The sequence below is a fragment of the Micromonospora sp. NPDC048843 genome, from assembly GCF_040649965.1.
Taxonomy (GTDB): domain Bacteria; phylum Actinomycetota; class Actinomycetes; order Mycobacteriales; family Micromonosporaceae; genus Micromonospora; species Micromonospora hortensis.
On sequence record NZ_JBEZGJ010000001.1, the window covers coordinates 1 to 23,916 of the forward strand.

Genomic DNA, 23,916 nt, shown 5'->3' on the forward strand with positions numbered 1-23,916 from the left:
CCTGGCCGCCGGGATCGGCGTACTGCGTTTCCCGGACGCGCTGTCCCGGATGCACGCGGCCACCAAACCGCAGGTGCTCGGGGTGCTCCTGTTGCCTGTCGGTGCCGCCGCCGTCGGTGCGGCCTCGGTCGGCAGCGCCTCAGCAGGCCGGGCCAGCGTCGGCTCCGCGTCGGTCGGTGGTCGTGCGGCGGTCGCCCGAGCGAGCGTCTCACCGGTCTCCGGTGGACCGGGCGGCCCCGGGGGTCCCGGTGGGCCGGGCGGTCCGGGTGGTCCCGGTCGGGGCGGCCGTGGTCCGGGTGACTCGGGCGCGGCGCGGGCGAAGAAGCGCAAGCGAATGAACCTGCTGATCGCCGGGTTCGCCGTCTTCATCATGCTCGCCGGAATCGGCGTGGTCGGGTTCACCTACTACTCGACGAGCGTCGTGCTCCCGGACGAGATCACTCCGCCGCAGGCGACCACCCTGTACGCCTTCGACAACAAGACGATCATCGCCAAGGTGGGCGATCAGAACCGAACCCTGGTCACCATCGACGACATTCCGGAGTACGTGCAGAACGCGGTGGCCGCGGCCGAGGACCGGAACTTCTACCGCCACTCCGGTGTGGACTACAAGGGCATTGCCCGCGCCGGCTGGAACAACCTCTCCGGCGGCGACAAGCAGGGCGCCTCCACCATCACCCAGCAGTACGCGCGCAACGCCTACGACAACCTGAAGGACGACACGTACGCCCGGAAGGTGAAGGAGGCGATCTTCGCCTCGAAGCTCAACGACGAGTACACGAAGCCGCAGATCATGCAGCACTACCTCAACGTGATCTACTTCGGCCGGGGTGCCTACGGCATCGAGGCCGCGGCGCAGACCTACTTCGGCAAGTCGGTGGGCAAGCTCAATCCGGCCGAGGGTGCCGTCCTCGCCGCTCTGATCAAGCAACCAGAGCCCAGCTCCACTCACCAGGGGTACGACCCGGCGATCAACCCGACCGCGGCCCAGGATCGCTGGACCTACGTGATCGAGGGCATGGTCAAGGAGGGCTGGCTCGGCGTGCCCGGCAAGGAGCCGCGGCCGGCCGCGTACCCGACGAAGACCCTCAAGGCCCCGAAGAAGGGCGGCATCGGCGTCGACTTCGGCGTCAACACCCCGTACGGCAATGTCATCAACTACGTCCGGCAAGAGATGCGGGACAGGGGCATCTGCGTCGAGAAGGACGCAGAGGTGACAGATACCAAGCCGCTGTGTTCCCAGGCGTTGATGGCCGGCGGTTACCGGATCCGCACCACCGTCGACACCAAGATGCAGGCGGCGGCGGTCGCGACGGCCCAGCGCAAGTCCAAGGGCTCCGAGTTGGCCGGTCAGCCGTCCAACCTCATGGCCGCGGTGGTGTCGATCGACCCCACAAACGGTCGGGTCGTCGCCTACTACGGCGGTGACAACGGCACCGGCACCGACTACGCCGGCAAGAACACCGACTCCAGCGGGGCGATCAGCGGCGGCCACTCGCCCGGATCAAGCTTCAAGATCTACACCCTGGCGGCCGCGCTCAAGGAGAAGAAGTCGCTCGAGTCTCGGTGGAAGGGCAAGGCATTCAAGCCGGAAGGCACGTTCAAGGTCAGCAACGCGGGCGACGACAACCCCGACTGCGGCAACTCATGCACGCTGCGGGTGTCCACGCTCAAGTCCCTGAACGTGCCGTTCTACTACGTCACCGAGGCGATCGGCGCGGACAAGGTCATCGACATGGCCAAGCAGGCCGGCGTCACCACCATGTGGCGCACCGACACCAACCCGGCGAAGTCCTACGACCTGACCAAGACCGACCCGAAGGACATCACGCCGGAGCCGTTCTTCAACGTGGTCGGCTATGGCCAGTACCCGATCACCGTGCTGGACCACGCCAACGGCGTCGCCACGTTCGCCAACGGGGGCGTCTACAACAAGGCGCACTTCCTCTACTCGGTGGAGAAGCAGAACCCGACCACCGGTAAGTGGGACAAGATCTACAGCGAGAAGCTCGACTCGAAGCGGAGAATCGACAAGGGCGTTGTGGACGACGTGACGTCGGTGCTGAAGGACTACCCGGCCGCTGTCAACCACCGGCTCGACGACGGTCGCAAGGCGGCCTCCAAGACCGGTACCTGGGAACTCAAGGACGACAGCAGGGACAACGGCGACGCCTGGATGATCGGTTACACGCCACAGTTGGCCACCGCGGTGTGGGTGGGCAACGTGAAGGACCGGAAGCCACTCATCCTCAAGGACAAGCGGAAGGTCAGCGGTGGCAACCTCCCGGGCGACATCTGGGAGCGGTTCATGGACGAGGCGCTGAAGGGCAAGCCCAAGGTCGACTTCCCGCCGGCCCAGAACATCGGCGATCCGGATTCCGGAAACGGTGAAGCCCCGCCGCCCCCGCCGCCGCCACCCAGCCCGGGGGGTCAGCCCGGCCAGGGCACCCCCTGTAACCCGCTGATCGACATCCTCTGCAATCCCGGGGGCAACAACCCTGGTGGTGGTAACCCTGGCGGTAACCCCGGGGGCAATCCCGGCGGTAACCCGGGAGGTAACCCAGGAGGCAATCCCGGCGGTGGCGGCACCGGTGGTGGCGGTGGAGGGCTGTTGCCCGGCCTGCCACCCAACCGGGACTGACAGGCACCAGCACACGACGCCGCCGCCGGCCGGACGACCTGTCCCGGCCGGCGGCGGCGTTTTCGTACCCGGAACTCGGCGCCGGGACAGGACGGGTACCCCTGTCGTACGGCAGGATGCCTCTTCATGAGCACCCAGTCGACGCCCGGCATCGACGACGCCGGAACCACCGATCACCCGTCCCGCTCCGACGGGTTCGTCCGCGGCATCTCCAGCGTCATCGGCGGGCCGCTGGGCGACCACGCGACAGCGGTGGACCGGCCGGCCGGTCGGGAGCGTCGCTTCTGGACCGCCGTGCGGATCGTCCTGGCGATGGTGTGCCTCACGCTCGCCCTGCACTGGGTGCAGAAATCGCCCTGCCAGGACGGCGCCTGGCAGAACAACGTCCAGTACACCCGGTTCTGCTACACCGACGTCCTCGCCCTCTACTACGCCGAAGGGCTCAATGAGGGCAAGGTGCCCTACCGCGACCACCCGGTCGAGTACCCGGTCCTGACCGGCTACTTCATGGGGGCGCTGGGCCTGCCGGTGCACGCCATCGGTGACGGCGATCCGAGCATCAACCAGGGCCAGTGGTTCTACAACCTCAACGCGCTGGTGCTGGGCGCGCTCGCTGTGGCCACGGTGGCGGTGATCCTGGCGCTGCGCCGCCGGCGACCCTGGGACGCGGCGATGTTCGCACTCGCCCCGGCGTTGGTGCTCACCGCCACAGTCAACTGGGATCTGCTCGCCATCGGGCTGGCCGCCTTCGGCCTGCTGGCCTGGGCCCGAAAACGACCGGCGGTGGCCGGAGTGCTGCTCGGATTGGCCGGCGCGGCGAAGCTCTGGCCGCTCTTCCTGCTCGGGCCGATCCTCATCCTGGCGTTACGGGCCGACCGGGTTCGTGCCGCGCTCACCGCCATCGGGACGGCCATCGCGGCAGTCGTGCTGGTCAACCTGCCGGCCGCCCGCGCGTACCCGGAGAACTGGGACCGGTTCTTCGAACTGAACACCACCCGACCGATCGACTGGGGCACGCTCTGGTACATCGGGCGCTACCTGGACGGCAAGGTCGGCAACGACCCCGCCAATCTCGGCCCGTTCGAGTGGCTCAACGCCAACATCCCGACCCTCAACACCGTCTCGTACGCGCTGTTCGGGCTGGCCTGCCTCGGCGTCGCCGTGCTGGCGCTGCGGGCGCCGCGCCGACCGCGGCTGGGTCAGCTCGCCTTCCTGGTGGTCGCCGCGTTCCTCATCTTCAGCAAGGTCTGGTCGCAGCAGTTCGTGCTCTGGCTGCTCCCGCTCGTGGTGCTGGCCCGACCGAAGTGGGGCGCATTCCTGGCCTGGCAGATCGCCGAGGTCTGCTACTTCGTCGCCTTCTACGGGGAACTGCTCGGCGCGGCAACCAGCCGTCCGGTCTTCCCGGAAGGGGTGTTCGTGCTGGCCTCGACACTGCGACTGGTGACCGTGGTGGTGCTCTGCGTCTTCGTCGTCAAGGAGATCCTGCACCCCGAGCAGGACGCGGTGCGGGCCACCTACCCGGACGACCCGGACGGTGGCGTTCTCGACGGCGCCCCGGACGCACCCTGGATAGACCGCTGGCGCCGCCCCACGACGGCCAGCGAACAAGCACCCGTGCCGGTGCCCACGACCTGACCCTAAGGCCGACCGCGGCCCGGACCAGGTCGGGGTTTTCGGGGGAGCCCACCCGGCGCAGGGATCAAGCCTGACCGCCCGGAGCCGGGTGGGCCCCGCCCTAAAGCTTCACAGGCGATAGACGACAGCGTCGCCGACGTCCTGCCGGCTGATGCCCAGCGAGTCGACCGGCGCGTCGATGTTGATTTCCCATGGTGTGCCGGCCACCTGGCCGCGCAGCAGCACCACAGTGCGGACGCCGAGCGTGCGCAGGTAGTCGACGCTCGTCTGGTCCGGGAACGACTGGCTCACCCGACGGACGTCGTCGAGCTGGCGCGGCGTGAAGCCGCTACCGCCGTTGACCACGTCGGGGAACCCGCTGGTCGACCAGAGCATCACGTGCTGGTCCAGGCTCTGATTGCTGGGCAGCACCAGCAGCGGGCCCTCCGCCGAACGCATTGCCGCCGGTTGGGTCGGCACCACCGGGTGTGGGGTGGTGTTCAGGCCCTCGACGGTGACCAGCAGCAACGGCAGCAGGGTGGCCATCCGCAGCCACGGGCCCGGCCACGACGGGATCCGTTGCGCTGTCAACTCGCGGACCCGGTCGGTGAGGGCGGTGACCGCGCCCGCCGCGAGTAGGCCGAGCAACAACGTGGTCCAGAGCATCAACCGTCCGGGGGTACGCAGCCCGCTCCAGCCCGGCAGATGCTCGAAGAGAGGCACGTAGGTGAAGGTGCCGTCGAAGAAACGGGTGCCCATGGCAAAGGCCATCGTCAGCAGCACCCCGGCGAGCAGCAGCAGTCGGTGCCGCAGCCGCCACACCGAGAAGAGCAACCCGCCCGCTGCGAGCGCGTAGAGCACGAAGCCCGGCAGCAGGGTCATCTCCGGGTGCCACGGCAGCGCTGCCCGGGCACCCTCGTGCAGCCCACCCCAGATCCGCGACTCCCCGGGCGCCGTCACGAAGCCCGACGCCGGTGGCGAGAAGAGGCTGATGTCGCCGATGGTGCGCTCGGCGTACGGGTGCAGCTCGGTCACCTTGAAGAACGGGAACGCCATCAGCAGACCGACACCGGCGAACAACACCCCGCCGAGCACGTCGGCGACGAACAACCGGCGACCGAACGGAACGGCCTGCCTGGTGCGCAGCCTCCGTGCGAAAAACAGGACGGCGGCAACCAGCACCGCGCCGGCCAGGAAATACGCGAAGGGCAGCCCGATGCCGAAGCCGAGGCTGAGTTGCCAGGCCGCCACCAGCCACCCGGCGTAGACCCAACCGTCATGCCGGCGCTCCGGCCGGTAGCCGTGTCGGAGGGACCACCCGTGCCCGCGCGCCAACATCGCCAGCGCCAGCGGAATGCCACCGTTGGAGAGCACGTGCAGGTGCCCGGCCTGGGCCAGCAGCCACGGCGCGTAGGTGTAGCTCACCCCCGCGACGGCCGCACCGATCCGGCCGGCCCCGAGCTGTCGGGCCAGCGCATACGCCCCGAGCGTGGCGAGCGCGTGCGCCAGCACGAACATGATGTTGTAGCGCAGCACGGCGTCCTCGGGACCGCTGCCGAGCATTCCGGCCGGGGCGTACCCGAGCAGAGTGTCGGAGAACGCGAAGCTCCACAGCTCGGGGAAGAACGTGTTGGACTGCCACAGCCGCGCCGGCTCGGCCAGCAGGATGTGCCCGGACCAGGCCATCTGCCAGGCTTGCAGGCTCGGGTCCCAATAGTCCTGCGGAAGGGTGTAGCGCGGATAGCGCAGCGTCGGCCAGGTCATCAACACGGCCAGTGCCAACGAGCCGAGGGCGGCCAGGGTCCACTCATGGATCAGGAACCGACCGACCGCCCGGCCCGCGCGACTGAAGATGGAGGGCTTCGGCTCAGGGGCGGAGGCGAACGCCTCCCAACGCTCCGGGCCGACCGGCTTGGCCCCGCTGTCGGCCTTATCCGTACCGTCGGTTTCGTCCGCCTTCGCGTCCTTGGCCGCGTCGCCGTCCTTGACCGCGTCGCCGTCCTTGGCCGCGTCGCCGTCCTTGGCCGCGTCGCTGCCCTTGGCCGCGTCGCCGTCCTTGGCTGCGTCGGTGCCCTCGGCGGTGCTGTCGCCGGCCGCGGTGCCGCCCTCGGCGGCATCCTGCTTGGCTGCTGCGTTCTGCTGGGTGGGGGTGCCGGCCGCGGCGGTGGTGGCCTGTTGGCTCTCGGCGGTCACACCGGTGGGAGTGGGCCGGGCGTTGCCGGTCCCGGGCTGTCCGCTCGTCATGCCGCCGGGCTCTCCGCTCCGAGCTGCTCACGCAGGAAGTCGATGTCGGCGGCCTGACCTGTCACACCGCCCGGTGTCTCGACGACCACCGGCGCTCCGGCCGCCCGGATCACCGCCACCACGAGCTCCGGGTCGATCGTCCCGCCGCCCAGGTTGTCGTGACGGTCCTGGCCGGAGTTGAACGCGCCCTTGGAGTTGTTCGCGTGCACCAGGTCGATCCGCCCGGTGATCGCCTTGACCCGGTCGACCAGGCCGAGCAGCTCCTCGCCGCCCGCGAACGCGTGGCAGGTGTCCAGGCAGAAGCCGACCTCGTAGTCACCGATGGCGTCCCAGAGTCGGGCGAGCGCGTCCAGCCGCCGGGCGCAGGCGTTGTCGCCGCCGGCGGTGTTCTCGATCAGGACCGGTACGCCGAAGCCGCCGGAGTCCGCCGCGTACGCGAAGGTCTTGCGCCAGTTGTCGAAGCCGACGGCCAGGTCGTCGCCGGCGTTGACGTGCCCACCGTGGACGATCAGGCCCTTGGCGCCGATGGCGGTGGCCGCGTTGGCGTGCCCGAGTAGCAGCTTGCGGCTCGGGATCCGGATGCGGTTGTTGAGCGTTGCCACGTTGATGACGTATGGCGCGTGCACGTAGAGGTCGACTTCGGCGGCGCGTAGCCGCTCGGCATCTTCGCGAGGCTTGGGCGCCTTCCAACCCTGTGGGTCGGCGAGGAAGAACTGCACGGTCTCGGCGGACCGGGCGGCCGCCTCCGCCAGCGGGTCGGTCGAGTCGACGTGGGCTCCGATACGCATGCGAGCGAGCCTACGTCGCGCCCCCGACCGGCGGGGCGACGGCCGGCGCGGTGTCGCGTCACCGGAGGGACCGACGATCGTTGATGGGTTTGAACCGGCGACCAGCATCCCGGTGCCGCCAGCGGCGCGAGCGTCGCACACGGCGACCGGCGGTCGACGGCCGACAGCGAGGTCACCCCCGCGGCGCGGCCCGGCGCAGCGGGGGCGACCCCATCGCACAGCGGATACCGAGCGACGACGAATCTCGGAAAATTGTGCTTTTCCCCCCGACAAGGTACGAGTGCTGTTGTATCGTCAGATAACAACACGATAAAGCTCCGCGGGGCGTCTTCGGTCCAACCTCATCGGTGTGGTCGTTCCTCCCCAGGTCCCACCCAAGGAATGCGGACCGGACGCCCCGCGGCCTCGTAGACAGGGGCCCACCACCGACCAATTGACGGTCGGACGGTGGGCCCCTGTCGGCTCGTCCGGGCCCGGGCCCGACCACCCCGGGCATGATCGTTGGGACCGGGTATCCTGGTCAGGTTGTCCGCGTCCGGCCGGGTTCCCTCGGCGCGTGCGGGCAGCGACACAAGACCTCCTGCCACGGAAGGACCGTGGCCGCTTAGCCCACAGGAGGTGAGCACGTCTTGCGTCACTACGAACTAATGGTCATCCTCGACTCCAGCCTCGAGGAGCGCACCGTCGCACCGTCGCTCGACACGTACCTGAACGTGATTCGGACCGCGGGTGGCTCGGTTGAGAAGACCGACGTGTGGGGCCGTCGGCGCCTCGCGTACGAGATCAACAAAAAGGCCGAAGGCATCTACGCCGTCATCGACCTGCAGGCCACGCCTGCTGCGGTGGCCGAGCTGGACCGTCAGCTCCGGCTCAACGAGTCCGTGCTGCGCACCAAGGTCATCCGACCGGAAATGCGCTAGAGCATCCAACCCCGGTTCGTCCGGATCAGCCTCCGCGACTCTGTCGTACGGCTCTGCGAGCCTGTACGACGAGACGCTGAGTGCGCGAGGAGATGGTCATGGCAGGAGACACCACCATCACGGTCATCGGCAATCTGACCGATGACCCCGAGTTGCGGTTCACCCCCTCCGGGGCTGCGGTCGCCAAGTTCCGAGTCGCTTCGACGCCCCGTTTCATGGACAAGGCGTCGAACGAATGGAAGGACGGCGAGCCGCTGTTCCTCGCATGCACCGTGTGGCGCCAGGCCGCCGAGCACGTCGCCGAGTCGCTGCAGCGTGGCGCTCGGGTGATCGTGTCGGGCCGGCTGCGTCAGCGGTCGTACGAGACCCGCGAGGGTGAGAAGCGCACTGTCATCGAGCTTGAGGTCGACGAGATCGGCCCGTCGCTGCGCTACGCCACGGCGAAGGTGCAGAAGATGTCCCGCTCCGGCGGTGGCGGCGGCGGCTTCGGTGGCGGCGGTGGCGGTGGCAACCAGGGTGGCGGCGGAGGCAACTTCGACGACCCCTGGGCTTCGGCTGCTCCTTCTCCCGCGCGTGCCGGTTCGGGCGCCAATTTTGACGAGGAGCCACCGTTCTAATGGCGCCTAGCGCTCGCGATCGCAAACCAGGAGCACGTGCAACGGCCAAGGCTGCGGCACTGCGCAAGCCCAAGAAGAAGGTGAACCCGCTCGACAAGGACGGGATCGCCTACATCGATTACAAGGACACCGCGCTGCTGCGCAAGTTCATCTCCGACCGCGGCAAGATCCGCGCTCGGCGGGTGACCGGCGTCACCTCGCAGCAGCAGCGGCAGATCGCCCGTGCGGTCAAGAACGCCCGTGAGATGGCACTCCTGCCGTACACGGCCACCACCCGCTGAGAGGAGGCACCGATATGAAGATCATCCTGACTCAGGAAGTGTCCGGCCTCGGTGCCCCGGGCGACATCGTCGAGGTCAAGAACGGCTACGGCCGTAACTACCTGCTGCCGCAGGGCTTCGCGATCGTCTGGACCAAGGGCGCGGAAAAGCAGGTCACGGTCATCAAGCGGGCCCGTGGGGCCCGCGAGATCCGCGACCTCGACCACGCCAACGAGGTCAAGGCTCAGCTCGAGGGTCTCAAGGTCAACCTGAAGGTCCGCGCCGGCGACGGTGGACGGCTCTTCGGCTCGGTCACCCCGGCCGAGATCGTCGACGCCGTCAAGGCCGCCAGCGGCCCGGTTCTCGATCGTCGCCGGCTGGAGGTGCCCGGTCACATCAAGTCGATCGGCGCCTACCCGGTGAAGATCAAGCTGCACCCTGAGGTGACCGCGTCGTTCAACCTGAACGTCGTTCAGGGCTGACGTCCGCAACACCACCACGAGGGCCCGCACCGAGCGATCGGTGCGGGCCCTCGTGCGTAGGTCGTCCGATCCGGCACACTGCCCGGGCCAAGGTGGTCGGCGGCTCGCCGGCGGCTCACCCGATGGGCTGGCCCGTCACCGCGCTGATCAGCACCGTGGACAGGCCGCCGCCCACCACCGCGGCGGCAACCGCGATTGTCGCCGAGCGCCACGTCGTACCCACCCGCCGCAGCAGCGCCGCCACCACCAGACTGCTCACCAGCGCCAGACCGAAGCGCGGCGAACCGGCCAGTAGTGACTCCAGCGCGCGGGACCGGGCGGACTCACACCCGCCCCCGCTGATGTCGGTCACACAACCAGCCGGCGCCTGGCTGTCCAACGTCAACAGCCAAACGAAGATCAGCATCGCGGGCACCAGGTAACAGGCCGCCGTGTACAGCAGAGGCCGGACGGACCCACCCGGATCCGGGTCCAGTAGGTCGTCCTCCAGACGCCGCGCCCAGGCACCAGTGGCGGCCGACTCGACCCGCCGACGTACCGACGCCGTTCCCACCGCCGGCCGGTCCGCCCGACGCCGGGGCGTACCCGCACGCGGCGCAGCCGTACGCGGTGCAGGCGCGCTGCGCGGCCGCGGAGCGGTGTATCCCACCACCGGAGACCGAGGTGCCGACGTCGTCGGATCCATCCAACGCGGATCGTCATCGGCCAACCGAGTGCCGGACCAGAACCCGTCTTCCCGGCTCGGCCACCCCTCGGCCGCCACCGAGCGATCGGAGCGCGGCGCCAGCGTACGGTCCCACTGGTCGTCCTCGATCGCGGACCGCTCCCACTGGCCGGTGCGGTCCGACCGCTCCCAGCCACCGACGCTCTCCACCGCCGACCACTGCCCGCTCAGGTCCCCGCCGTCCGCGCCGGCCGCCGGCGGCCACGCGTGCACGCCCGAGGCGTCCCACGGGTCCACCGCAGGCGGGTACGACGGTTCGGGCTCCGCCGCCCGGTCCGATCCGCGGGCCCACGGGTCGGCCGCCGGACGGGTCCAGGACTCCTCCGCCGCACGGCGACTTCGCCGGCTGGGACGGCTCGGCTCCTGGTCCGGCACCTGCTCGCTCGGGGCGGACTCCGGCTCCCCGCCCGACCAGATCACCTGCGGACGGCCAACTGGCGCGCGGCGGGGGCGTCGGTCCGAGACAGCGCCGGAGACCGGCTCGTCCTCCCCGGCGTCGGCCCGTCGGCGGCCGGAGTACCCCTGGTCCTGGGGACGGTCGAGCGTCCACTCTCGGGTGTGGTCCGAGTCTGGCGCCGGGCCGATCGCTGCCTGCTCCCGCCGACGCGGCTCGCTGCCCCGCCGCCGACCACCCGACGACTCGGCGGACCGTCGGCCTGCCCCGGAGATCGGCCGCTCGGGCTCGTCCTCGTCGTCGTCCGGTGCCGCGTGGCGACCACCGCCGTCCGCGTGCCGAACCCCTGACTCCAGCGCCCACCGGGGCAGGTAGGCGTCGACAGGCTCGTCCTGGCCCCGGTCCAACGCACGCCGCCGACTGGAGGTGCGGTAGCGCCCGTCCTCGTCGTACGGATCAACCGGAACGGACGCCGCGCGCTCACCCCACGAGGCGGTTGGCTGGCGCTCGCGCGGGCTGCCATCGCCGCGTCCCCAGTCCCGGTAATTCACGGCCGGAGTGTGACCCTTCTGAACCGAAAGCGGAATCCGCTGTCCAGGTGTAGCCGTTCGCTGGAGATAGTACGGGACGATCGTGTCACAGGCCCGACCGAAATATTCTCCTCCACAGGCTGGGGAGTATGTATTCGCAGGTCAGCGACATTTGGCCGAGAATTCCCCAATGGTTATCCACAGGCTGTGCACACGCTGCGCACATGCTGTCCACCGGGATCCACAGGTTGTCCCGAGGCTCGTCCACCGGCGTTGTTGAGTCTCTGACCTCGGGGTCCGTATGGTTGGCCCTCGACCGCCGGCGATGGCCCCCGATCGACCGGCCCGGTCGGACGGAAGTGTCGTACCCCAGCGGTAGAGCTGGGGTTGGATCCGGCGCAGTGGAGGGGGGACCCGTGTCGATCACCGACGACATGCGGGCAGAACCACGCTCCGGCGGAGGTCAGCCACCTGCGCAGCAGCGGGATGGCCAGTTCGACAAGACCCCGCCCCAGGACGTCGCAGCCGAGCAGTGCGTCATCGGCGGCATGCTGCTCTCCAAGGACGCCATCGCCGACGTCGTCGAGATCCTCAAGACCAACGACTTCTACCGGCCGGTGCACGCCACCATCTTCGACATCATCCTCGACATATACGGCCGGGGTGAGCCGGCCGACTCCATCACGGTCGCGGCGGCGCTCGCCGACTCCGGGGATCTGGTACGCATCGGTGGCGCGCCGTACCTGCACACACTCATCGCCAGCGTGCCCACCGCCGCCAACGCCGCGTACTACGCCCGCATCGTCAGCGAGCGGGCAGTGCTACGCCGACTGGTCGAGGCCGGCACGAAGATCGTGCAGTTGGGCTACGGCACCGCCAGCGGCGGCAGCCGCGACGTGGACGACGTCGTGGACCTCGCCCAGCAAGCCGTGTACGACGTCACCGAACGGCGGGTCAGCGAGGACTTCGCGGTTCTGGCCGACATGTTGCAGCCGACGCTGGACGAGATCGAGGCGGTGGGCGCGACCGGCGGCATGATGACCGGCGTGCCGACCGGGTTCAGCGACCTGGACCGACTGCTCAACGGCCTGCACGCCGGCCAACTTATTATCGTGGCCGGAAGGCCGGGCTTGGGCAAATCGACCGCTAGCATGGACTTTGCCCGAAATGCTGCTATTCGCGCCAACCAGGCGGCAGCCATTTTCTCGCTGGAAATGAGCAAGGTCGAGATCGTCATGCGGCTGCTCTCCGCTGAGGCGCGGGTGCCGCTGCACGTGCTGCGCAGCGGTCAGCTCTCCGACGACGACTGGACCAAACTGGCCCGGTGCATGGGTGAGATCAGCGAGGCGCCGCTCTTCGTCGACGACACGCCGAGCATGAACCTGATGGAGATCCGGGCCAAGGCTCGGCGGCTGAAGCAGCGGCACGATCTCAAGATGATCGTGGTCGACTATCTCCAGCTGATGACCTCACCGAAGCGCACCGAGAGTCGCCAGCAGGAGGTCGCCGACCTGTCCCGTGGCCTGAAGCTGTTGGCCAAGGAGGTCGAGTGTCCGGTGATCGCGGTCAGTCAGCTGAACCGTGGCCCCGAGCAGCGCACCGACAAGCGACCCCAGCTGTCCGACCTGCGTGAATCGGGATCAATTGAGCAAGATGCGGACGTTGTCATCCTTCTGCACCGCGACGACTACTACGACAAGGAGTCGCCGCGGGCCGGGGAGGCGGACTTTATTATTGCCAAGCATCGGAATGGGCCCACCGACACGGTGACCGTCGCAGCCCAGCTGCACCTGTCCCGCTTCGTCGACATGGCCATCGGCTGACCGACACGGCAGCCCGTCAGTCAGCCGAGCAGTGGGAACCAGCCCGCCGACTCACCCAGTTCCAGCCGGTCCCGGTCGGTCAGCGGTACCCGCCCGGTGGCCTTCAACAGGAAGTCGTGGTCGTCCCACGCGCTGGGTCGAACGGTGTCGTCACTGAGCAGGCCGTCCATTGTCGCTACCGCGACGCGTACCGCCAGTGGGCCGGGCGGCGGCGCGTCGGGCAGTTCCAGCGTCAGGTCCAGGTGGTGGACGGCGGCCTCGGTGGTCAGGGTGGCGAGGAAATCCGGTACGCGCAGCACGTGTCCCTGGGTGGTCACGTACCCCTCGGGGTCGGCTGACGTGGCGGCGCGGACCGCCGCCGGCGCGGTGTCCCGCCAGAGTTGGACGATCCCGGTCGGACGGTCGAAGGCGGCAGCCGATCGGCGGACCCACCAGGCGTGCCGGGCGGCCTCATCGTCGCTGGCGGGAAAGTCACGCCAGTAGCTCACGTCGTCGACGTCGGCGGGACCGTCGACGGGGCTGGCCAGGGTGACGAGTGCCCGCTGGGCGTCGCCGAGCACGTGCAGGAGCAGGTCGGCGATGAGCCAGCCACGGCAGCGGGTTGCTCGTTGCAGGCCGGCGTCGTCCAGGCGGCCGACCACCGCGGTGATCCCGTCGTAAGCCTGGGCCAGCGCCTCGTCCGGTCGGATCGCGGTCATGCGAATCAGCCTCGCATGAAGGATCGCCCCCGCCAACGATCAATGGCCCGGGTGGTGTGCCCGGGCCGACGCGTGGATCGACCCGGGCGGAACGTCGGCTCCGGCTCAGCCGAACATGTCGTCGAGGAAGCCCTTGCGCTTCTTCTGCCGGTAGTGGCCGTGGTAGCCGTGGTGCTGTTGCTGCTGGTGGCCGTACGCCGGCTGCGGCGGGTAGCCGTGGGCGGGCGGGGGCGGCGGCGGGACGGCGCCGTAACCGGGCTGGTGCGCCGGGGGCGGCGGGGGCGGGTAGCCGGCCGGCTGCTGCGCGGGCTGCCCTGGCGCGCCGCCGGCCTGTTGGCGGCTCCAGTTGGCCTCCGCCTCGAACAGCTTCTCCAGCTCGCCGCGGTCCAGGAAGATGCCTCGGCACTCCCCGCACTGGTCGATGACGACGCCGCTGCGCTCGTACTGGCGCATTTCTCCGTGACACTTGGGACAGGTGAGGCTACTCATCGCCCGACGGTACCCGTTGTTCCTATGCAGTTGCTGTGAGCGCCTCGGTGACTTCTTCGTCGGACACCTCGTGGAAATCGTCGTAGTAGACGCTGACCGCGCCGAAGTCCGCCGGGCGTTGCGCGCAGATGACCTGGTCGGCCTCGGCGGCGAGCAGTTCGTACGCCTCCTGCGCGCCGACCGGGACCGCGACTACGACGCGGTGTGCCCCGAGTTGGCGGACGACCTCGACGGCGACGCGGGCGGTTGCGCCGGTGGCGAGGCCGTCGTCGACGATCACGGCCGTCCGCCCGGTGAGGTCCACCTGTGGGCGGTCGCCCCGGTAGAGCCGTTCCCGGCGCTCCAGTTCGGCCTGCTCCCGATGGCGGACCTCAGCGATGTCGTCGCTGCTGAGTCGGCTGGCCACCGCGTCGTTGAGCACCTGGACACCGCCGGGCCCGAGTGCGCCGAAGGCGACCTCCCGAGCCCACGGCATGCCGAGCTTGCGGACGACGAGCACGTCCAGTGGTGCGCCGAGGCGTTCGGCGACGACCCGGGCGACCGGCACGCCACCACGGACGAGGCCCAGGACGACGATGTCCGGTTCGCCGATGAGCGCGGTGAGCCGTTCGGAGAGCACCCGGCCGGCGTCGGCCCGGTCGCGGTACGTGGTCATGCCTTCAGGTCTACGCCCTGACGCGCCGTTCCGCTCGGAAGTTACGCCGAAGTGGTCCGACCGGACCGCTCATCGGCAACCGCGGCGGTCGGTGTGTCGCCAGCGCGGTGCAGGGCGGGAGCCCAGGTCAGCAGGGCCAGTGGGTACAGCAGGTAGCCGAAGCGGGTCGAGGGCATCAGGGCGATGGCGGCGAGCAGCCCGTACCCGCAGATGAGCGCGGTGGCGACGGCGGTGCGGGGCGGGCGGCGGGCGAGCCGGACGGCGATGGCCACTCCGGCGGCGACCAGCAGCCCGGCGGCGATCAGCCGGCCGGCGGGTAGCGCGTTGGCGATCAGGTAGCCGGGGAACGGGGACTGCGCTGGGCTGGTGACCAGCCCGTGGCCGAGGGGGAAGCGCAGCACGTTCTCGGTGAGGGCATCGCGGTCCACCAGCAGCGCCGGTAGTAGTGCGGCGATGGGCAGTCCGATCGCGCCGATGGCGACTCGGGTGCCGGCGCGTCGGGTCAGGCCCCAGACGATCAGGACCAGGGCGACCGGCCAGGCGAACAGCTTCAGCGCGCCAGCGAGTCCGACCGCGAGGCCGGCCCGGCCGGGGCGGTCGGCGGCGGCGAACGCGAGGGCCAGCAGGCAGAGCGCGAGTACGGGTAGGTCGTCGCCGCCGGTGGCGAGGGTGAGGGCACAGATCGGCAGTACGGTGGCGGCCTGCACGCCGCGCAGCAGGGCGGAGTCCCGCCGGTGGGTCGCGGTGGTGGTGGCCTGGCCGGCAGTGGCCTCGTCGGTGGTGGCCTCGTCGGTGGTGGCCGGTGTTCTGCGCAGGGCGGCCACGGCCAGGGCGAGCGCCAGCGCGGTGCCCACCGCGAACCAGACCCGGGAGTCGGTCCACCAGGTGTCGAGCAGTGCTCTGGGCAGGCCGAACATCGCCATGCCGGGCTGGTAAGGGGTGTAGCCCATCAGTTGCTCGCCCGGTGGCAGGGCGGCGATGGCGTCGGGTCCGAGGTATGGCGTGCCGTGTTCCAGGAGGCGACTGCCGGCCTGCTCGACGACCAGCACCTCCTCCTGGGCCCGGTCGGTGCGTCCACCGGCGCGGTCGACGCTCTGCCAGGCCAGGGGCAGCAGTGTGGTGGTGGCCCAGGCGAGACCGGTGACCGCCCAGCGGGCTGGCAGACCGCTCAGCCGGGAGGACGGAGAACGTCGACGCAGCAGAAGTTGGGCGATCACCGTCACCGTTGCGAGCAGGTAGCCGACGGCGGCGACAGCGCCCCAGGCGCGGTGCGGCAGCAGTGTCGACGTGACAGCGGTGATCGCGGCGAAGGTGGCCGACACGGCGTAGAGGCCCAGGTCGAGGGCGAGTCCGCCGGCGGCGTCGTCGAGCGTGCGCCAGTGCCAGCGACTGCGGTGGGCGGTCGGGTCGTCGACGATCACGCGCGACAGTCTGGCAGACCGGGCTGCCCGCGCAACGGGGCGATGCCTGCTCAGGCGGGCAGGTGTGGCAGGCGGTCGGGCCTGGAACGGCCGGCCTGGCGGCGGTTCTGGCTCAACCGGATCACCGCCCCGGTGTCGTGCAGCGGCGCGGCGAGGGTGCCCGGTCGGCCGCCCGAGCCGCGCTGCATCGCCGCGAGCAGGGTGCCGGACGGCATCGGCCGGGCGAACAGATGCCCCTGGCCGGCGACGCAGCCCAACTCCCAGAGGGCCCGCCGTTGCGGCTCGCTCTCGACGCCCTCGGCCACCACGTCCAGGTCGAGGCTGCGACCCAGGTCGAGGGTGGAGCGGATGACGGCGGCGGCCTCCGCCGAGCTCTCCATCGTCGTCACGAAGCTCCGGTCGATCTTCAGCTCGTGGACCGGGATTCGGGAGAGCAGCGAGAGCGAGGAGTAGCCGGTGCCGAAGTCGTCCAACGCCAACCGGACTCCCTCGTCGCGGAGCCGGCTGAGCACCCGGTCGACCACGTCGAGTTGGCTGAGGGTCAGCGTCTCGGTCAACTCCAGGACCAGCCGGTCCGGTGGTAGGTCGTGGGCTCTGAGGCGGGCCAGCACCGAGCCGGGGAACCGCGCGTCGAGCAGGCTGCGCGGGGACACGTTGACCGCGACCGGTACGTCGAAGCCGGCGTCGCGCCAACTCACCGCCGCGATCAGCGCCTGGTCGAGGATCGCTTCGGCGAAGGCCGGTAGCAGGCCGGACCGTTCCACCGCCTCCAGGAACCGCAGCGGGTCGATCAGGCCGTGGGTGGGGTGGTGCCAGCGGGCCAGTGCCTCGGCGCTGGTCACCTCACCGGAGCGCAGGTCGACGATCGGTTGGAAGTTGACGACGAACTCGTGGTCGGCGACCGCGCGCGGTAGGTCACCGCCGAGGGTGAGGCGACCGAGGTCGGCGGTGTCGCGGGTCGGGGCGTACGTGGAGATCCGCTGCCCGGCCCGCTTCGCCTGGTACATCGCCACGTCGGCGCGGCGCAGCAACTCGGCCATGCCGCCGTTGGACGGGGCGCCGGAGATCCCGCCGCTGGCTTCGACGCTGATTCGCATGCCATCCAGCTCGAACGGCTCGTGCAGGGCGGCGAGCAACGTCTCGGCCCGGTGCGCGGCGACCGCCGGGGCCGGCAGACCGCGCATGAGTACGGCGAACTCGTCGCCGCCGAGGCGGGCCACCAGGTCGCTCGGCTGGGCAGCACCCCGCAACCGGTCGGCGACCTGCACCAGTACCTGGTCGCCGGCGGCATGCCCGAGCGTGTCGTTGACCTCCTTGAAGTGGTTGAGGTCGATCAGCACCAGCGCTGTCACCCCGTCGGCATGGCGAGTGCTCAACTGCTCGGTGCCCTCGTCGAGGAGGTGCCGACGGTTGGCCAGGTCGGTCAGCGCGTCGTGCGAGGCCGCGTACGCGTGCTCGTCGGCGACCCGGGCCAGTTCGGCGTACGCCTGGGCGTTGCGGACGGCGGTGCACAGCGCGGAGGCGAAGGTCCGCAGGGTGTACTGCTCCCGCTCGGAGAGCTGCACCGGGCCGCGGAAGCGCAGTCGAAGCATGCCGATGTCGACAGTCCGGTCGTGGCCCTCCAGCGGCGCGGGGACGATAGTGCCGCCCACGTCGGTGGGCGTGCCGGTCGGGCCGTCGAAGGTGATGCCGGCGGTGCCGCCGCGTACGGCGCGGCCGCCGTCGCGCAGCTCGATCTCGACCTCGTCGGCGGAGAACAACTCGGCGGCCTGGGTGACGGCGGTGGTGAGGACGTTGTCCAGGTCGACCACGTTGAGCGCGTCGGTGGTGCGGGCGAGCCGTTGCCACGCCTGCTGCTCGGTGCGGCCTCGAATCCGCGCGGAGTAGGCCAGGTGCAGGCTCAGCACCAGGGGTGGGACGGCGAGCAGGAGCCGGGGGTCCATCCGGATGATCAGCAGCGTGCAGGCCGCGACGGCGAACCGCACGGCGAAGCCGGCGAGCCGAAGGTCGAGGTTGCTGCGGAAGTGCTTCGCGATCCTGGTCTGGGAGGCGAGCGCGATGACTGGGATGGCGAGTAGGTCGTCCAGGAGCGCCGCGACCAGGTAGGCGAGTGCCAACGGCCCCAGCAGCATCAGGGGGGCTGTTCCCGTGGGCGGCCAGGTCCAGGTCGTCATCGCGAGTGCCGTGCCGGCGCCCCAGGCCACTATGACGTTCTTGCCGATACCGAAGGCCAGCTTTATCGGTGTGAGGCGAATCGAGGCGAGGGCGATCCCGACTGCGGTGCAGAGCACGACTACTGACGTTGGAGCGATGGCTGCACCGACGATGATCGCTGTCTCGTTCCAGCTGATCGACTGGGTCGTCGACCGGATCCGTACGCGGGCCTTGACCAGCGTGCCCAACGCGATCATGAGCGTGAGCATGACAAGGACCGCAGCGTCGTTCACCGTCTCTGGCTTCGCCGAACGCAACGCGGCCGGAAGTGACGTGGCGACGATGACCGTGGCAACAACGACGACGAGACCGACGAGCAGCAACAGCCGCCGATCGGTCTCAATCTCTCGTCGCTGAGGAAGGGTCATGCCGCTCCCGGAGGACTGCCTGCGCGTTCTCGCAGCCTACTGCTCGGGCCCTCAGAAGTCCTGTGTCGAACTTGTCAGTTCCAGTCGGTGCCACGCATCGCGTTGCCCCCTTCTCTCGCTGCGTCAATTGGAGTACCTGTCCCCGGATGGGGAGGTCTTCCTCCGAAAGGCAGCTTAAGAGCCGGAAGGGCAGGCTAGAAGAAATAAATGTCGGTATGCGCAACATTAGCCAAGTTGAAGCCTGTTTATCACGTTCTGTCCATCGTTACTGAACGCAGTGCGGTCGAGCGTGCCGGCGCTGGATTCAAGTGGCACCTTGCAACTGCGGACGGTATCTGACCAGGTTATGGGACGCGCTATTCCTTGAGTCTGAGGGCTCGTGAGGAGTTGCCTCATCCGGAGTTTGGTCAGGCGTACGGGCGGCATGGGCAGAGTTGGCACGGTCGTAGGTGCCCAACGGGGCAGGTAATAGTGCCGCCCTTCTCCGGGATCGTTGGCGACGACGGGTGGATAATCGCGTTTCAGTAGGCCGCGATGCAACTTGCGGCAGGCAGTGTGCGGTCCCGGACTCGCATTGGCACAGCTCCTCGCGTCACTCCTGGACACTCAGCGGTCGTTCGTATCGCCCCGTAAGCGGTACGCCACGGCGCGGGGTCGTACACTCCGTTGCGTGATCGGCTGAATACCTGATACGGCTGGCGGGGGCGGGTGGAGATTCAGGTTCTGGGCGGCCTTTCGGTGCATCTCTCTGCCCACACCCTGCGCCTTGGCACACCCAAACAGCAGACAATCTTCGCGATGCTCGCCGTTCAGCCCGAGCGACTTGTGACAGTGGACGACCTTGTCGATGAGCTATGGGCCGATCGCCCACCGCGATCGGCCGTAGCTAATGTGCGTACCTACGCCGCTAATCTGCGCCGGGCTTTCGAGGCTTTCCCGGCTGGCGGCGGTGCCATCGAACGCCAGCGCAGCGGCTATCGGCTCGTAGTCGAGCCGGAACGGGTCGACGTCTTTCGCTTCGAGCTGGAACGGAACGCGGCCAGGGAAGCCCTGACGGGTGGCCACTTGGACCGTGCCCGTGAGCTGCTGGGGCGCGCCCTGGCTCGGTGGCGGGGACCGATGCTCGCCGGCGTACCGCTCGGGCCCGTCCTCACCTCCCGAACTGTCGCGGCCGAGGAGGAGCGGCTGTTGACAGTGGAACTTCTCGCCGACGTCCAACTGAGATCGCGCCGGGACGACCTGGCGATTGCGCTGTTGCGGGAGGTGGTTGCCCGCCATCCTCTGCGCGAGCCGGCCTACGTCCTGCTCATGCGTGCCCTGCACGAGCGCGGGGACAACGCGGAGGCGCTGGCGGTGTACGACGAGGTTCGAACAACGCTGACCACGGAGTTGGGTGTCGGCCCCGGGGGCAATCTTGAGGAGCTGCGCCGCTCCATCGTCACGGCGATGTCGCGCCCTGGTTCGGCGCGTGCCGCCGTACGGGTTGGCGGACTTGATCGGGCGCGACTGCTAGCGGGCGGGGCCAGCGTGGCGGTCAGCGCGGCACTGGAGCCGGCCGCTCAGATCAGCCCGGTAGATCACCTTCCCCGAGCTGTCACCGACTTCGTCGGCAGGGCGGACGTGGTGGTGCGGCTGCTGGCGGAGACGCGGCGGATCGAGGAGCGGGTGCCGGCCGTACACATCATCGACGGCATGGCGGGCAGCGGGAAGACGGCCCTCGCCGTGCACCTGGCCCGCCGGCTGTCCGATCGATACCCGGACGGCGCGCTCTTCATCGACCTGTGCGGGCACGGTGAAAAGAACCGGGTCGAGCCATCGAGCGCGCTGGTCACCCTGCTTCGACAGTTGGGCGTTCCGGCTGGCCGTGTACCGGTGGAGTTCGACGACAGGGTGGAGTTGTGGCGACAGGAACTGGCCCGTCGGAGGTCAGTGGTGGTGCTCGACAACGCGGCGAGCAGCGAGCAGATCATGCCCCTGCTTCCGGCCGAGCCGACCACCGTCGTGCTGGTCACCTCGCGGCGGCGTCTGTCCCACCCGGATGTCGGGCCCTCGCAGACGCTGCCGCTCCTGAACCCACAGGAGAGCGTGGACCTCCTCAGCCTGAGCATCGGTCGGGACAGGGTTGAGGCCGAGTCGGAGGCGGCCGCCGACGTGGTGCGTCGGTGCGGGTATCTCCCACTGGCAATCCGGCTGGCCGGTGCGCGGCTGGCGCACCGGCGCGGCTGGCGGTTGGCGGACCTTGCCGAGCAGATGGCTGGCGACGCTCCGGTGCTGCACCACCTGGCCCAGGAAGAGAGCACCGTCACCGGAGCTTTCGCCGCTTCCTATGAGCCGCTTGCCAGTTCGACCAAGCGTGTCTTCCGATTCCTGGGCCTGTATCCCGGTAGTCGCTTCAGTACGCCGGCAGTCGCCGCGCTGACCGGGCTGACGACCACGGAGGCTCGCGCGGCGCTCGACGACCTCGTCGACAGGAACTTGGTGGAGGACGTGGACTCGACGCGATACCGACTGCACGACCTCATGCGGCAGTACTCCATCGAGCTGTGTTCGCACACCGACTCCGCGAGCGACCGAAAGGCCGGGTTGGCTCACCTGTTCGACTTCACTCTGGCGGCGGCGTTGAGGGTCGCCAAGACGCTGGAACTCAACGACCTGGAATCTCGCGTCACACATCTCCCGTTCGGGCGACCTGAGTTGGTCGACGCGATCGGAGAGCCCACCGCTGACTGGTTGGAAGCGGAGCGGACGGACTTGGTGACGATGGTGAGGGCAGCGCTCGATGAGGGCTTCCACGAGCACTCGTGGCGGCTGGCCCGCGCCCTCTGGCGATTCTGTTACATCCGCGGATACTTCGAGGACATCATCACGACCCACCGGCACGCGCTGATCGCAGCGGACGCATCCGGGGACGTTGGTGCGGCGGCATTGATGAACAACTACCTCGCTTCCGGATATATCCGGACTGGCGACAACCGGGAAGCACTGCACCATCTGACCCGCGCTGTCGCCCTCTCCAAAGACTCGCGGGACGTGCTCAGAACCGCGCGGTACCGCGCCAATCTCGCTGCTGTCTACTACTGGAGCGGCAACCTGACCGAAGCGGTGAGGGTCGGTTTTGAGCGCTTGCGTGACTACAAGGGGTACGGCAGAGTCAAGGTGCCGATGGCGCTGCCGAACCTCGGCATGGCACTTACCTCACTCGGTCGCTACGAGGAGGCGCTGCGCCTGCATCGCCTGCACCTGGCGTGGGCCCGGACAAACTCCGACGTCTTCCACACACTCAACGCTCTCAGCCACATCGGCGCCGTGCGGGTCCGAATGGGCGATCTGCCGCAGGCGATCCGAATTCTCCTGGCCTCGTTAGCGCTACGCGATCGCACCGGACACCGGTACGCCGAGGCCGAGGTGCGCAACGACCTCGGGATCGCCTACCGCGGTCTGGGTCGTCTGGTGGAGGCCCAGCAGGAGCACGAGTTGGCCCGGAAGCTGTCGATCGGTTCGGGGGAGCGACACGTCGAGGCGGCTGCGCTCAACGAACTCGGGCGCACCCTGCTGGCGCAGGGGCGAGGTGGCGAGGCGTCCGAGGTGCACCAGGAGGCGTTGCGGTTGGCCACTCGGATCTCACACCCGTACGAGCAGGGACGTGCCTTGGCCGGTCTCGCCGAACACTTCACCCGTGTCGACCCGGCGGAGGCCCGACGGCACTGGGAGCGGGCGTTGGCGATCTTCCGACGGATGGGCGTGCCGGAGCGCTTCGAGGCCGAACGTCGCCTCGCCGAGTTGACCGGCGCCACAGTGGTCGCAGGGCGCTGACCAGCCTGAACGGCGTTTATCGATTTCTTATCGGCAGGCCCGGTAACTTACCGGCCGTATCGGCGAACGGGGGAGGTTCTGCCTGTGGGCAGAACCGGGTCGTCGACACGCCCCGCTGCCGGGTCCCCCCAGCGACCTCGGCGGCGGGCTGGTGAGGGAGGAGCGGCGTCGGGGCCGTTGCGCCGGCAGCACCCGGTGCGGTCGCCAGCGTGACGCCGCTCCTCCCGACCGCCGTCGTACCGCACCGATAGGCTCACGACCGTGACCGAACCCGCGCAACTCAGCCACGTCGATCGCGCCGGCGCGGCCCGCATGGTCGACGTCTCAGCCAAGGCGGTGACGGGTCGGTTGGCCGTCGCTGCCGGCCGGTTGCGGACCACGCCCGAGGTCATCGACCTGCTGCATCGCGACGGGCTGCCCAAGGGCGACGCGTTGGCCGTCGGGCGGCTGGCCGGGATCATGGGGGCCAAGCGCACCCCTGATCTGATCCCGCTCTGCCACCCGATCGCCCTGCACGGCGTCACCGTCGACCTGCTGCTGACCGCCGACACCGTGGAGATCACGGCCACCGCCCGCACGGCGGACCGGACGGGGGTGGAGATGGAGGCGCTGACGGCGGTTGCCGTCGCCGGTCTCGCCCTTGTCGACATGGTCAAGGCGGTCGACCCGGCGGCGTCGGTGGAAGCGGTCCGGGTGCTGCGCAAGGAAGGCGGCAAGACCGGCGAGTGGGTCCGTCCGGAGGGCCGGCCGTGATCCGCGCTCGGGTGATCGTCGCTTCCAATCGGGCCGCCGCCGGCGTCTACGCCGACACCAGCGGGCCGCTGCTCGTCACCGGCCTGCGCGAGCTGGGCTGCCAGGTCGACGACCCGGTGGTGGTGCCCGACGGTGAGCCGGTCGGCGACGCCTTGCGGGCCGCCCGCGCCGACGGTGTCGACGTGGTGCTGACCAGCGGTGGCACCGGAGTGACCCCGACGGATCGGACCCCGGACGTGACCCGGGGCCTGCTGGATTACGAGATCCCCGGCATCGCCGAGGCGATCCGCGCGCACAGTCGTGACCGCGTGCCGACGTCGGTGCTGTCCCGGGGCGTTGCCGGGGTCGCCGGTCGGATGCTGGTGGTCAATCTGCCCGGCTCGACCGGCGGTGCCCGGGATGGCCTGGCCGTTCTCGGGCCGATCCTCGGCCACACCGTCGACCAGCTCCGCGGCGGGGACCACTGAC

Annotated in this window: 18 protein-coding genes; 10 read left to right on the forward strand and 8 right to left on the reverse strand. The window is 69.5% G+C overall.

The window, feature by feature from the left end:
- Positions 1-2,641 (forward strand): transglycosylase domain-containing protein (locus AB0C20_RS00005; RefSeq protein WP_357566881.1); only part of this gene is annotated, 2,641 nt, incomplete at its 5' end.
- 126 nt (positions 2,642-2,767) lie between these two features.
- The gene (locus AB0C20_RS00010; RefSeq protein WP_357178651.1) at positions 2,768-4,276 is read left to right on the forward strand and encodes a glycosyltransferase 87 family protein; all 1,509 of its coding nucleotides are present in this window, start codon (positions 2,768-2,770) and stop codon (positions 4,274-4,276) included.
- A gap of 108 nt (positions 4,277-4,384) precedes the next feature.
- On the opposite strand, the gene AB0C20_RS00015 is transcribed toward AB0C20_RS00010, so the two are convergent.
- Together AB0C20_RS00015 and AB0C20_RS00020 are read right to left on the reverse strand one after the other, a co-directional pair.
- The gene (locus AB0C20_RS00015) at positions 4,385-6,499 is read right to left on the reverse strand and encodes a hypothetical protein (protein ID WP_357566882.1); all 2,115 of its coding nucleotides are present in this window, start codon (positions 6,497-6,499) and stop codon (positions 4,385-4,387) included.
- Positions 6,496-7,287 (reverse strand): deoxyribonuclease IV, encoded by a 792-nt coding sequence (locus AB0C20_RS00020; RefSeq protein WP_357178645.1) that lies wholly within the window; start codon positions 7,285-7,287, stop codon positions 6,496-6,498. Before AB0C20_RS00020 ends, AB0C20_RS00015 begins: the two co-directional genes overlap by 4 nt.
- Before the next feature lie 629 nt (positions 7,288-7,916).
- Between AB0C20_RS00020 and rpsF the strand changes: the two genes are divergently transcribed.
- The 4 genes from rpsF to rplI all read left to right on the forward strand — a co-directional run bounded on the left by rpsF (position 7,917) and on the right by rplI (position 9,566).
- Positions 7,917-8,207 (forward strand): 30S ribosomal protein S6, encoded by a 291-nt coding sequence (gene rpsF, locus AB0C20_RS00025; RefSeq protein ID WP_036391391.1) that lies wholly within the window; start codon positions 7,917-7,919, stop codon positions 8,205-8,207.
- An 80-nt stretch (positions 8,208-8,287) separates the two neighbouring features.
- A complete protein-coding gene (locus tag AB0C20_RS00030) occupies positions 8,288-8,824 on the forward strand; it encodes a single-stranded DNA-binding protein (protein ID WP_181518404.1) in 537 nt (178 codons plus the stop codon).
- Positions 8,824-9,105: a 30S ribosomal protein S18 gene (gene rpsR / locus AB0C20_RS00035; protein WP_051723758.1), complete on the forward strand. Its 282-nt coding sequence runs from the start codon at positions 8,824-8,826 to the stop codon at positions 9,103-9,105. Before AB0C20_RS00030 ends, rpsR begins: the two co-directional genes overlap by 1 nt.
- A gap of 14 nt (positions 9,106-9,119) precedes the next feature.
- Positions 9,120-9,566 (forward strand): 50S ribosomal protein L9, encoded by a 447-nt coding sequence (gene rplI / locus AB0C20_RS00040; RefSeq protein ID WP_030487689.1) that lies wholly within the window; start codon positions 9,120-9,122, stop codon positions 9,564-9,566.
- A gap of 115 nt (positions 9,567-9,681) precedes the next feature.
- On the opposite strand, the gene AB0C20_RS00045 is transcribed toward rplI, so the two are convergent.
- On the reverse strand, positions 9,682-11,235 hold the full coding sequence (locus AB0C20_RS00045) for a hypothetical protein (RefSeq protein ID WP_357566883.1): 1,554 nt from the start codon (positions 11,233-11,235) through the stop codon (positions 9,682-9,684).
- A 395-nt stretch (positions 11,236-11,630) separates the two neighbouring features.
- Between AB0C20_RS00045 and dnaB the strand changes: the two genes are divergently transcribed.
- Positions 11,631-13,037 carry a replicative DNA helicase gene (dnaB, locus tag AB0C20_RS00050; RefSeq protein ID WP_357178637.1) on the forward strand — a complete coding sequence of 469 codons (1,407 nt, stop codon included), beginning with the start codon at positions 11,631-11,633 and terminating at the stop codon, positions 13,035-13,037.
- Between the two features lie 20 nt (positions 13,038-13,057).
- Here dnaB and AB0C20_RS00055 read toward each other — a convergent pair whose 3' ends face one another.
- From AB0C20_RS00055 to AB0C20_RS00075, 5 genes are all read right to left on the reverse strand, one after another.
- Positions 13,058-13,735, reverse strand: a complete 678-nt coding sequence (locus tag AB0C20_RS00055; RefSeq protein ID WP_357566884.1) for a maleylpyruvate isomerase N-terminal domain-containing protein — start codon at positions 13,733-13,735, stop codon at positions 13,058-13,060.
- Positions 13,736-13,840: 105 nt separating this feature from the next.
- Positions 13,841-14,224, reverse strand: a complete 384-nt coding sequence (locus AB0C20_RS00060; protein ID WP_210782052.1) for a zf-TFIIB domain-containing protein — start codon at positions 14,222-14,224, stop codon at positions 13,841-13,843.
- A gap of 22 nt (positions 14,225-14,246) precedes the next feature.
- Positions 14,247-14,879, reverse strand: a complete 633-nt coding sequence (locus AB0C20_RS00065; RefSeq protein WP_238687608.1) for a phosphoribosyltransferase — start codon at positions 14,877-14,879, stop codon at positions 14,247-14,249.
- Between the two features lie 41 nt (positions 14,880-14,920).
- Positions 14,921-16,300 (reverse strand): glycosyltransferase family 87 protein, encoded by a 1,380-nt coding sequence (locus tag AB0C20_RS00070; RefSeq protein ID WP_357566885.1) that lies wholly within the window; start codon positions 16,298-16,300, stop codon positions 14,921-14,923.
- A gap of 50 nt (positions 16,301-16,350) precedes the next feature.
- Positions 16,351-18,882, reverse strand: coding sequence for a bifunctional diguanylate cyclase/phosphodiesterase (locus tag AB0C20_RS00075; protein WP_357178622.1), 2,532 nt, complete (start codon positions 18,880-18,882; stop codon positions 16,351-16,353).
- Positions 18,883-19,590: 708 nt separating this feature from the next.
- Here AB0C20_RS00075 and AB0C20_RS00080 point away from each other — a divergent pair.
- From AB0C20_RS00080 to AB0C20_RS00090, 3 genes are all read left to right on the forward strand, one after another.
- On the forward strand, positions 19,591-22,695 hold the full coding sequence (locus tag AB0C20_RS00080; RefSeq protein ID WP_357178619.1) for a BTAD domain-containing putative transcriptional regulator: 3,105 nt from the start codon (positions 19,591-19,593) through the stop codon (positions 22,693-22,695).
- A 261-nt stretch (positions 22,696-22,956) separates the two neighbouring features.
- Positions 22,957-23,448 carry a cyclic pyranopterin monophosphate synthase MoaC gene (gene moaC, locus AB0C20_RS00085; RefSeq protein WP_357178616.1) on the forward strand — a complete coding sequence of 164 codons (492 nt, stop codon included), beginning with the start codon at positions 22,957-22,959 and terminating at the stop codon, positions 23,446-23,448.
- Positions 23,445-23,915, forward strand: a complete 471-nt coding sequence (locus AB0C20_RS00090; RefSeq protein ID WP_357178612.1) for a MogA/MoaB family molybdenum cofactor biosynthesis protein — start codon at positions 23,445-23,447, stop codon at positions 23,913-23,915. The genes moaC and AB0C20_RS00090 overlap by 4 nt, the downstream gene beginning before the upstream one ends.
- The last annotated feature ends 1 nt before the right edge of the window (position 23,916 follow it).

Coding starts and splice junctions, on each gene's coding strand:
- AB0C20_RS00010 (WP_357178651.1), top strand. CDS start 2,768: ATGAGCACCCAGTCGACGCCCGGCATCGACGACGCCGGAACCACCGAT.
- AB0C20_RS00015 (WP_357566882.1), bottom strand. CDS start 6,499: ATGACGAGCGGACAGCCCGGGACCGGCAACGCCCGGCCCACTCCCACC.
- AB0C20_RS00020 (WP_357178645.1), bottom strand. CDS start 7,287: ATGCGTATCGGAGCCCACGTCGACTCGACCGACCCGCTGGCGGAGGCG.
- rpsR (WP_051723758.1), top strand. CDS start 8,824: ATGGCGCCTAGCGCTCGCGATCGCAAACCAGGAGCACGTGCAACGGCC.
- rplI (WP_030487689.1), top strand. CDS start 9,120: ATGAAGATCATCCTGACTCAGGAAGTGTCCGGCCTCGGTGCCCCGGGC.
- AB0C20_RS00055 (WP_357566884.1), bottom strand. CDS start 13,735: ATGACCGCGATCCGACCGGACGAGGCGCTGGCCCAGGCTTACGACGGG.
- AB0C20_RS00060 (WP_210782052.1), bottom strand. CDS start 14,224: ATGAGTAGCCTCACCTGTCCCAAGTGTCACGGAGAAATGCGCCAGTAC.
- AB0C20_RS00065 (WP_238687608.1), bottom strand. CDS start 14,879: ATGACCACGTACCGCGACCGGGCCGACGCCGGCCGGGTGCTCTCCGAA.
- AB0C20_RS00075 (WP_357178622.1), bottom strand. CDS start 18,882: ATGACCCTTCCTCAGCGACGAGAGATTGAGACCGATCGGCGGCTGTTG.